The sequence below is a fragment of the Crocosphaera watsonii WH 8501 genome, from assembly GCF_000167195.1.
Classification (GTDB): Bacteria; Cyanobacteriota; Cyanobacteriia; order Cyanobacteriales; family Microcystaceae; genus Crocosphaera; species Crocosphaera watsonii.
Genome location: NZ_AADV02000157.1, coordinates 1 through 10,348, shown reverse-complemented (window position 1 = coordinate 10,348; position 10,348 = coordinate 1). Strand labels below are relative to the sequence as shown.

Here is a 10,348-nt window from a genome sequence, read left to right as displayed (position 1 = left end):
AGAGATTGGCCCAAAGGGGAGTAAATTAACGAAAATTTTCGGAAGAAGATGGCCTGGTTAGCCAAGGAATTCAAGATGGGAAAATATCGGGTAATAAGGTGGCAAGCCCACCGTACCCGCTAAGGAATAAAGTTAGACAGTGCCATAACTTAGCCTTCTTAACTGCATAACTTTCATAAATCTAACATCCGGGTAGATAACCGCAATTNGTGTCGTACCAAGAAACAACTTTAAAGAAGTAGAATTAANTTCGATACCAGCTTTGAGCATCNAAAATACTAGAGTTAGGATCTCCCATTAAAGTCCATAGAAACTACATCTTCATCGGTGTAACCTAACACACCTTTTAACTCACCGTTTGCTGCTGCTTTCATAGCTGCACATATAGCTTCATAACTGGTAGCTTTTTCGGTTTTAAAAGTTAGATCAACCACAGAAACATCAGGGGTGGGAACCCGTAAGGCCATCCCCGTTAACTTACCTTTTAACTCAGGAATCACCAGAGTCACCGCTTTAGCCGCTCCTGTGGATGCAGGAATGATGTTTTGGGCTGCACCTCGTCCACCCCGTAAATCTTTCTTGCTAGGACCATCTACGGTGGGCTGAGTGGCTGTCATGGCGTGTACTGTAGTCATTAACCCTTCTGCTAGGCCAAAGTTATCGTTGATTACTTTAGCAATGGGGGCCAAACAGTTGGTAGTACAACTGGCATTAGAAACAATGTAATCCTTGGTAGGATCGTATTGATCATCGTTCACACCCACAACAAAGGTGTTAACTTTTTCAGGATCTTTGGTGGGGGCAGAAATAACCACCCGTTTTGCACCAGCTTTGAGGTGTTTACTAGCGGTTTCGTGGGTGGTGAATAACCCGGTGGACTCTACCACATAATCTACCTCAAGTTGTCCCCAAGGTAATTCTTCGGGGTTGCGAATGGCAAAACAAGGAATAAGTTTACCATTGACCACAATACCCTCATCTGTGGCTTCCACGGTGCCATCAAAACGCCCGTGAGTGGAATCATATTTGAGTAAATAGGCGATATTCTTAGCAGGGACGAGATCGTTGATTCCTACAAATTCAAAGTCAGGGTTATTGATACCTGCACGAAAGACTAATCTACCGATACGGCCAAAACCATTAATGCCAACTCTAATTTTTGCCATGAGAGAAACTCCTGAAAAATGAACAATTTTTGAACTTGAAGGGAAAAAATAATACTGTTTGCTTATTCCATTGAAGGAAGATTAATTATTCATATCGTAAGGTTATTTTGCAGAATTTTCTCAATATCAACAAAGTTTTTAGATTGTTGACACTCCTTAATTTAAGGTTAACTTAGAAGAAACATTATATAACAAAACAAAGTAAACAATAATTAAAATAAAATTAATTATTTAAACAGAAAATTAAAGTTAGACAAAAGAAAAGGTAAACTAGGAAAAGTTATATAATGAAAACTTAATCATTATTAAAAATAATGACAGATAGGAAGGTGGGCAAATTGGAAAATCATTAGAGTTACTTATAATAGAGAAAAGTTTGCCCACCCTACAACTAAATTATCAAATTATGTCTTTACTTTCTTTATCTCAACTGGCTAATTTTAAAACATCCCATCATGACAGTGAACAACGTTTAATTGTTACTGGTATGTCTTGGGATGAATACGAACAGTTCATAGAATCATTGGGAGATAGTGCTGCTTATCGAACGATTTATTTAGAAGGAGTATTGGAAATCATGTCACCGAGTCGCCGTCATGAAGTTAGCACAGAAAATATTGGTCGATTATTAGAAGTATATTTAGAAGTAGCAGAAATTGATTTTTGGGGACTGGGTTCGACAACCTTACGGGTTAGAAAAGGAGAAGCAGGAAAAGAACCTGATAAATGTTATTGTTTAGAAACAGAAAAAGAATTCCCTGATAAAGCTATCGAAGTTATTGTTACCAGTGGCAATATCAAAATATTAGAGGTATATCGTCGCTTAGAAATCAAAGAAGTTTGGTTATGGCAAGATGATCAACTCAATGTCTATTATCTCGAAAATGAGCAGTATTCTCTCCAAGAAAAAAGTCAACTTTTACCCAATTTAAACCTTAACTTACTCTGTCAATTTATCAATCATCCTAACCCTCGTTTAGCTATGAAAGAGTTTAGAGAAAAATTGTAAATTTAGAATTTAGAATTGACACTTACTACAACGGAAGTACAAGGTTAACAATAGATTAAGTGAGAAGAAAAAACTAAAATATAAAAAAAATACAAAATTTACATTGATTTTATCATCATAAAGTATTATATTAAGCCATTAGTCCTAATCTTGACTTCATCAACGGGAAAAATATTAATATTTTCGCCTGTTAAACCTTCAAAATAAAAAATCATTGGAGTGATAATTAATGGTTGCAACACCCGATAAACCACAAGTAGAAGAAACTCCCCTATCTCCCGAAGAATTGAGAAAAATTCATGCTTACTGGCGTGCTTGTAACTATTTAGCCGTTGGCATGATTTATCTAAAAGATAATCCTTTACTCAAAGAAACCCTCACAGAAGACCACGTTAAAAACCGTTTATTAGGTCACTGGGGATCAAGTCCTGGCTTAAGTTTTATCTACATTCATCTTAATCGCCTGATCAAAAAATACGATTTAGATGTTGTTTACATGGCAGGACCCGGTCACGGTGCGCCAGGAATTTTAGGGCCAGTTTATTTAGAAGGAACCTACTCCGAAGTTTACCCCGAAAAAAGCGAAGATGAAGAAGGAATGAAAGCCTTTTTCAAACAGTTTTCCTTCCCCGGTGGTATCGGTAGTCATTGCACCCCAGAAACCCCCGGTTCCATCCACGAAGGAGGGGAGTTAGGTTACAGTTTATCCCATGCCTACGGATCTGTGTTAGATAACCCGGATCTGATCACCGTTGCTGTGGTAGGGGATGGAGAAGCAGAAACAGGACCTTTAGCTACTGCATGGCATTCTAACAAATTTATCAATCCTATCCGAGACGGCGCAGTATTACCCGTTTTACACCTCAACGGTTATAAAATCGCTAACCCCACCATTTTAGCTCGGATCTCTCACGAAGAATTAGAATATCTTTTCAAAGGGTACGGTTATAAACCCTATTTTGTAGAAGGATCTGATCCCGATCTCATGCACCAAGCGATGGCCGCAACCCTAGAAACTGCGATCGCAGAGATTAAAGAGATCTAAAAAGAGGCCCGTAGCAGTGGTGTAGCTAAACGTCCCATGTGGCCCATGATTGTGTTACGCTCTCCTAAAGGATGGACCGGTCCCAAACAAGTTGATGGTAAAAAGACCGAAGACTTCTGGCGATCGCACGAAGTCCCCCTATCAGGAATGCACGGCAACCCGGAACATATCAAGGTATTAGAAGACTGGTTAAAAAGCTATAAACCGGAAGAACTTTTTGACGACAACGGAACACTGTTACCGGAGTTAAAAGAGTTAGCACCCACAGGAAACCATCGTATTAGTGCCACCCTTTATTCTAACGGTGGTTTATTGCGGAAAGACCTGAAAATGCCTGATTTTCGGGAGTATGGGGTAGAAGTGGACAAACCTGGTGCAGTAGAAGCGGAAAATACCCGTCCCTTGGGTGTATTTTTACGGGATGTCATGGCCAATAACATGAACAGTTTCCGTGTCTTTGGACCAGATGAAACCGCGTCTAACCGTCTCAATGCTATCTACGAAGTCAGCAAAAAAGTCTGGATGGCTGATATTATTGATGCAGATGCAGACGGAACAGAGATCACCACCGATGGTCGGGTGATGGAAATGTTAAGCGAACACACCCTACAAGGATGGTTAGAAGGGTATTTATTAACCGGTCGTCACGGCTTTTTCCACACCTATGAAGCCTTTGCCCACGTAGTTGATTCTATGTTTAATCAACACGCAAAATGGTTAGATATTTGTAAGAATGAAGTACCTTGGCGCGCGCCCATTTCTTCTTTAAATATCATGCTTTCTTCCACGGTTTGGAGACAAGATCATAACGGTTTCTCCCACCAAGATCCCGGATATGTGGACTTAGTTACTAATAAGAGTGCCGATGTGGTTCGGGTGTATTTTCCCCCGATGTTAACACCCTATTATCCGTTGGAAACCACTGTTTAAACAGTAAAGATTACGTCAATGTTATTGTTGCCGATAAACAAAAACATCTGCAATATTTGACCATGGACGAAGCCATCAAACACTGTACCAAAGGTATAGGTATTTGGGAATGGGCCAGTAACGATGACTGTGGAAAAGCTCCCGATGAACCCGATGTAATTATGGCTTCTTGTGGTGATGTTGCCACGAAAGAAGCGTTAGCCGCAACTGCTATTTTAAGGGAAGAGTTTCCTGATTTAAAAGTCCGTTTCATTAACGTAGTGGACTTGTTTAAACTGCAACCAGCAGAAGAACATCCCCACGGACTTTCCTCTCGTGAATTTGACACTTTATTTACAGTTGATAAGCCCATAATCTTCAATTTTCATGGCTATCCTTGGTTAATTCATAAATTAACCTATTGTCATACCAATCACCATAATCTTCATGTTCGTGGCTACAAAGAAAAAGGGAATATTAATACACCTTTAGAGTTAGCCATGAATAACCAAATTGATCGTTTTAACTTGGTTTTAGATGTAATTGATCGGGTTCCCAAGTTAGGATCTGCTGCTGCTTATGTTCAACAACGGATGAAAAATGCCATCATTGAACATCGGGCTTATGCTTACGAAAATGGTATTGATAAACCAGAGATTACTGACTGGAAATGGACTTTTTAAAAGTCATTCAAAGTAACATATTCTTCCAGAATAATAATAAATTATTGTGAGGAAAAATATAGGGGCTTAATAATATTAAGCCCTTCCTACAATCTCTTACTAAACGTGAGTTAGGAGTTAGGAGTTAGGAGTTAGGAGTTAGGAGTTGGAGTTTTTTCCATGAAATATAGTTATTTCGGCTTAGCTGTTTAAGAGTCACTTTTTAACAGGTTTTTAAAGAATTTAGAGAATAATCCCAAACCACCAAAACCGAGTATTCCTAAAATATGTGATGATTCAGGAACAGCTTGAGGTGTATTAATAGTAACAATGGCAGCTAAATCTCCTCTACCGGAATTAAATTGAGGGATGATATTGTTAAATAAAATATTTGTTGTCAAAGTATTTACGTCAGTTTCAAAAATATCATCCCTAAAACTAATATCATACAGAAATAAACTATCATCATTTCCATTATCAGAAAACGTAGCACCTGCATAACCAGAAGTGCCGATTGTGTTAATAAAAGATAATTCTGCGGTAGTTATATTAAGAGAAAGCAAACTGCTTGAACTAATTAAGTAAAATAAATTATTAGTGTCAACTGCAATATCAGAAGTAGAACTAAGGTTATAGGGGGAACCATTTAAAGTTAATTTTTGAGGTATTCCTATAATTGTTCCATCATTAGGATTAATCCGTAAAACTTCATTATTATTAGAATCAATAACCCAAAGATCATTATTTTCAAAAACAGCCCCCCTTATTTGTCTTCCACTCAGTAAAGAACCAATAGGATTAATTTCTGAAATTCCTGGATTAATTGATATTAGAGTTGAGCCTGAAGCCGTTAAGCGAAAGCCAAATAAATTTCCTAAATTATTAATAGCTAAGCCATCGGCATCAATACTAGAACCACCTAATGTTAAAGCACCAAAATTTGTAAAAGATGATCCATCTTCTTCAAAAGAATATAAATTAGTAGGAGGCGCACTAAATGGATCAGAATCAATTGCGCGGGATTTGAGTCCATAAACAATAGCCTCAGCTTTTGGAGGAATAATTAAGCTAACAGTCATAGTAACAGTTCCAGCAATAATAGAAGTTAGTTTAGGTAAAAATTGGGTATTCATGTTATGAATTTTCTGTAAATCTATATTTTCTACCTTAACTATCGAGTAAAATCACTAAATATGAAAACCGTATTAACGCTAATATTTAAGCAATTTATATTAGGTATTTCCTGAAAAACACTGTGGTTTAATCATACTAAGTGTGTGATACTACTTAAGTATGACAGTTATAGTCTTTTTAAATAAGTTTGACAGACAGCAGTGTGAGCATCTTGCTCACTATTTCAACAAGAAAGATAATAAATTGTGTATCATTTCCCTGTTGCCTTCTACTCAAAGTTAATTATCACAACTGATTACTGATTGCTCTAGAAACCTTGTTAACTTAAAGAATCACCCGTTACACTAAAAGGAGTGTTAACATATCTTTATAAAGTGCGATCGCCATGCAAACAGTTGATCTTTCTTCCAACACCTCCCCCAATGGACAATACTGGCAATGGAAAGGCCATAATATCTACTATGTCCAAGCCGGAAAACAACAGTCCAACCATCCTCCTTTATTATTAATACATGGGTTTGGTGCATCTACAGATCATTGGCAGAAAAATATTGCTCAATTACAAGAACATTTTGAAGTCTGGGCCATTGACTTATTAGGTTTTGGTCGCTCTGGAAAACCCGAGTTACAATATAGTGGGGATCTTTGGCGAGATCAATTGAAGGATTTTATTACAGAAATTATCGGGCAACCTGTTGTCTTAGCAGGTAACTCTTTAGGGGGGTATGCTGCCCTTTGCGTTGCTTCTCAATGTCCAGAAACCTCGAAAGGACTGATTTTACTCAACAGTGCTGGACCCTTTAGTGATACTCAAAAAGCCAGCAAACCCAACATAATTCAAAAAACCATCCGCTCTGTCTTATTACAACCTTGGGCGAGTAATTTACTGTTTCAATATATGCGCCGTCCTAAAAATATTCGTAAGACACTGAACAAAGTTTATTACAATCAAGAAGCGGTTACAGACAAGTTAGTTGATGATATTCATCGTCCTTCTTGTGACCCAGGGGCAGCACAAGTATTCGCCTCAGTTTTTAAGACACCACAAGGAGAAACCGTTGACAAATTATTAGAACAACTATCCCATCCCTTATTAATGTTGTGGGGAGAAAAAGATCCTTGGATGAATACACAAGAAAGAGGGGAAAAATACCGTCAATATTACCCCAACTTAACAGAACACTATCTAGAAGCTGGTCATTGTCCCCACGATGAAATACCCGATCGCATTAACCAATTAATTAAAGATTGGGCGACAAAACAGTGATCGGTTATCAGTGATCAGTGAGCAGTTTTTTATTGTCTGACATAAAAAAACTCTAAAAATATCGATTAAGTGGGCAATAAGGGGCTACAAACAAAGGATAAGTCATTAAGTATACCAAGACAAAGCTTATGAAAATTGCTCACAATATCACTGAGTTAATTGGCCATACCCCCCTTGTTCAATTAAATCGCATTCCTCAAGCAGAAGGTTGTAAAGCGCAGATCGTTGTCAAATTAGAAGGCATGAACCCGGCAGCATCCGTCAAAGATAGAATTGGCGTGAATATGATTAATGCTGCCGAAAAAGAAGGATTTATCATTCCCGGTAAAACCCTCTTAGTTGAACCCACTTCCGGGAATACAGGTATTGCCCTGGCAATGGCAGCAGCGGCCAAAGGATACAAGTTAATTTTAACCATGCCCGAAACCATGAGCCAAGAACGCCGGGCTATGTTAAAAGCTTATGGAGCGCAGCTAGAACTAACCCCAGGTAGCGAGGGGATGGGCGGTTGTATTCGTCGGGGCCAAGAATTAGCAGAAACCCTGCCCAACGCCTATATGTTACAACAATTCAATAATCCAGCTAACCCCGAAATTCACCGTTTAACCACCGGCGAGGAAATTTGGGAAGATACCGATGGACGGGTAGATTTTTTGATCGCTGGCGTAGGAACCGGTGGCACCCTTACCGGTGTAGCTGAAGTAATTAAGCAGAAAAAACCCAGTTTTCAGGCGATCGCAGTTGAACCCACCAGCAGCCCCGTTTTATCAGGAGGCAGCCCAGGAGGACACAAAATACAAGGGATCGGTGCCGGTTTTGTGCCTGGGGTGTTGAAAGTGGAATTGATCGATGAAGTTGTCACCGTCACCGATGAGGAAGCAATGAGTTATGGGCGACGTTTAGCTAAAGAAGAAGGACTATTATCCGGTATTTCTACGGGGGCTGCTTTATGCGCTGCCATTAAAGTTGGGCAAAGACCCGAAAATATCGGTAAACTGATCGTAATGGTTCAACCCAGTTTTGGAGAACGTTACTTAAGTACACCTCTTTTCCAAGATGTCGAACCGCCTCAACTGGCTATGGTTCATTAAGCAAAGGGTTGCTTGCTGTCCTCTCGTTCCCTAAACTGTAATGACATCCACTAATCATTATCACATCCTCGAAGTTAGCCAAACTGCGAGTCAAACAGAAATTAAAAAAGCATATCGTCGTTTGGCTAAACGGTTTCACCCAGATAGTCAACATAAAAAGGCTAATCATGAACAAATTATCCTGATTAACGCCGCTTATGAGGTTTTAGGAGATCCTCAACGACGACAAAGCTACGATCAGCAGTTGATACCTAATTATCCTTCTTTTCAACGACAACAGAGGACAGCCCGAGCCCAGTCTTATTATCATAATTGTCGTGCTGCTGAACAGGTTTCTGTTAGTTTAATTGATCAATGGTTGAAAACGGTTTATCGTCCCATTGACCGTTTAATTTCGCGTATTTTATCCCGTTTAAACGAGCAAATTGATGATTTGGCCGCCGATCCTTTTGATGACGAATTAATGGCGGTTTTTCAAGATTATGTTCGTTGTTCTCGTCATGATTTACAACAAGCAAAAAGCATATTTTCTGGACAACCTAACCCCCCGAAACTAGCTAAAATAGCAGCTATTCTTTACTATTGTTTGAATCATATTGGGGATGGCATTGAAGAGTTAGAATGGTTCTCTTGTAATTACGATGACTCCCATTTACATACGGGTCAAGAATTATTTAGAATTTCCTATAGATTATTAAAAGAAGTCCATCATAATGTAGCCTCAATCTCTAATATTTAAAATAAATAGTAACACAAGCATCCTGCTTGTCTAAGCTCAAAAGAAAATAAAATAATTTAGTTTAATTAAATATTCTGATCCCTAAATCTTAAAAATAAACCTAATGACTAACACATCTAACCTATCAGAAAAAATCGCTAAATTTTATGACACCTCCAGTAATTTATGGGAAAAAACTTGGGGTGAACATATGCACCACGGCTACTATGGAAGAGGCGGAAACTATAAACTTGATCGTCGTCAAGCACAAATCAATTTAATCGAAGAACTATTAATTTGGGCTGATATTAAAGAGGTTTCTAACTTAGTTGATGTGGGGTGTGGGATCGGAGGCAGTACCCTTTATTTAGCTGAAAGATTTAACACCAAAGCAACAGGAATAACTCTATCTTCTGTACAGGCAAATAGAGCCACGGAAAGAGCTAGTGAGTTCAAATTAGAAGAAACAGTACAGTTTCAGGTGGCTGATGCCCTAAATATGCCCTTTCCAGAGGATAATTTTGACCTGGTATGGTCTCTAGAAAGTGGGGAACATATGCCCGATAAAAAGAAATTTTTTCAAGAATGTTATCGGGTATTAAAACCCGGTGGTACTTTTCTTTGTGTAACTTGGTGTCATCGTCCCACTAATTCTTGGGCAGGGGAATTAACAGAAGAGGAAAAACAACATTTAGAAGAAATCTATCGGGTTTATTGTTTGCCTTATGTCCTATCTTTACCCGAATACGAAACCATTGCCCAGGACTGTGGTTTTAGTAATATTAAAATAGATGATTGGTCAATGGAAGTAGCACCTTTTTGGGATATTGTAATTGACTCAGCTTTGAATTTAGAAACGATCGCCGGTTTATTAAACAGTGGTTGGCAAACGGTACAAGGAGCGTTATCATTGGGGCTGATGAGTCGAGGTTATGAACGGGGTCTAATTCGTTTTGGCTTAATTTACGGACAAAAATAGTAAATTTTTGGTTAGGTTTTTTCAAGCTTTTGCTCGAACCATAGCACAGCACTCCGACTTTGTGAGAGAATATTTAACTAAATAGGGGTTGTCTCTTTCAATCTAATGGTTTTTTGGAAACGATTGTTTAATAATACGGATACATCAAACACTGACCAAAAGCCCCAATTTAAAGGGGAACCGGTCAACTTGACAGGCCACACCGATGGCCAAACACGGATCTTTTTCACCCGAGAAAGAGAGATCGATCTCTACGAACTAGAAGAATTATGTGATGCTGTGGGGTGGGCCCGTCGTCCCCTACCGAAAGTTAAGCGCGCACTCACCTATAGTTTTATGGTGTGTGGTACCGACTCGATTGATCAAAC

At 38.8% G+C, this 10,348-nt stretch carries 6 protein-coding genes and 3 pseudogenes; 7 read left to right on the top strand and 2 right to left on the bottom strand.

The window, feature by feature from the left end; genetic code table 11:
• Positions 1-173: 173 nt before the first annotated feature.
• Positions 174-1,166 (bottom strand): annotated as a pseudogene (gene gap / locus CWATDRAFT_RS26605) (type I glyceraldehyde-3-phosphate dehydrogenase).
• Between the two features lie 403 nt (positions 1,167-1,569).
• Here gap and CWATDRAFT_RS26600 point away from each other — a divergent pair.
• Together CWATDRAFT_RS26600 and CWATDRAFT_RS26595 are read left to right on the top strand one after the other, a co-directional pair.
• Entirely contained in the window at positions 1,570-2,175 is a 606-nt protein-coding gene (locus CWATDRAFT_RS26600; RefSeq protein WP_042712523.1) for a Uma2 family endonuclease, read from the top strand.
• Positions 2,176-2,404: 229 nt separating this feature from the next.
• Positions 2,405-4,812, top strand: a pseudogene (locus CWATDRAFT_RS26595) (phosphoketolase family protein).
• Between the two features lie 188 nt (positions 4,813-5,000).
• Here the strand turns inward: CWATDRAFT_RS26595 and CWATDRAFT_RS26590 are convergent.
• On the bottom strand, positions 5,001-5,924 hold the full coding sequence (locus CWATDRAFT_RS26590; RefSeq protein WP_007307895.1) for an NHL repeat-containing protein: 924 nt from the start codon (positions 5,922-5,924) through the stop codon (positions 5,001-5,003).
• Between the two features lie 386 nt (positions 5,925-6,310).
• Between CWATDRAFT_RS26590 and CWATDRAFT_RS26585 the strand changes: the two genes are divergently transcribed.
• The 5 genes and pseudogenes from CWATDRAFT_RS26585 to CWATDRAFT_RS40585 form a co-directional block, all read left to right on the top strand.
• On the top strand, positions 6,311-7,192 hold the full coding sequence (locus tag CWATDRAFT_RS26585) for an alpha/beta fold hydrolase (RefSeq protein WP_007307901.1): 882 nt from the start codon (positions 6,311-6,313) through the stop codon (positions 7,190-7,192).
• Positions 7,193-7,320: 128 nt separating this feature from the next.
• Positions 7,321-8,283 carry a cysteine synthase A gene (cysK, locus tag CWATDRAFT_RS26580; protein WP_007307902.1) on the top strand — a complete coding sequence of 321 codons (963 nt, stop codon included), beginning with the start codon at positions 7,321-7,323 and terminating at the stop codon, positions 8,281-8,283.
• 40 nt (positions 8,284-8,323) lie between these two features.
• Positions 8,324-9,022, top strand: a complete 699-nt coding sequence (locus CWATDRAFT_RS26575; protein WP_007307903.1) for a J domain-containing protein — start codon at positions 8,324-8,326, stop codon at positions 9,020-9,022.
• A 103-nt stretch (positions 9,023-9,125) separates the two neighbouring features.
• Positions 9,126-9,980 carry a methyltransferase domain-containing protein gene (locus tag CWATDRAFT_RS26570; protein WP_007307904.1) on the top strand — a complete coding sequence of 285 codons (855 nt, stop codon included), beginning with the start codon at positions 9,126-9,128 and terminating at the stop codon, positions 9,978-9,980.
• 105 nt (positions 9,981-10,085) lie between these two features.
• Positions 10,086-10,348, top strand: a pseudogene (locus tag CWATDRAFT_RS40585) (hypothetical protein); the annotation flags it as partial.

Excerpts from the sequence above, each read along its gene's own strand:
- CWATDRAFT_RS26585 (WP_007307901.1), top strand. The coding sequence starts at position 6,311 with ATGCAAACAGTTGATCTTTCTTCCAACACCTCCCCCAATGGACAATAC.
- cysK (WP_007307902.1), top strand. The coding sequence starts at position 7,321 with ATGAAAATTGCTCACAATATCACTGAGTTAATTGGCCATACCCCCCTT.
- CWATDRAFT_RS26575 (WP_007307903.1), top strand. The coding sequence starts at position 8,324 with ATGACATCCACTAATCATTATCACATCCTCGAAGTTAGCCAAACTGCG.
- CWATDRAFT_RS26570 (WP_007307904.1), top strand. The coding sequence starts at position 9,126 with ATGACTAACACATCTAACCTATCAGAAAAAATCGCTAAATTTTATGAC.
- CWATDRAFT_RS26590 (WP_007307895.1), bottom strand. The coding sequence starts at position 5,924 with ATGAATACCCAATTTTTACCTAAACTAACTTCTATTATTGCTGGAACT.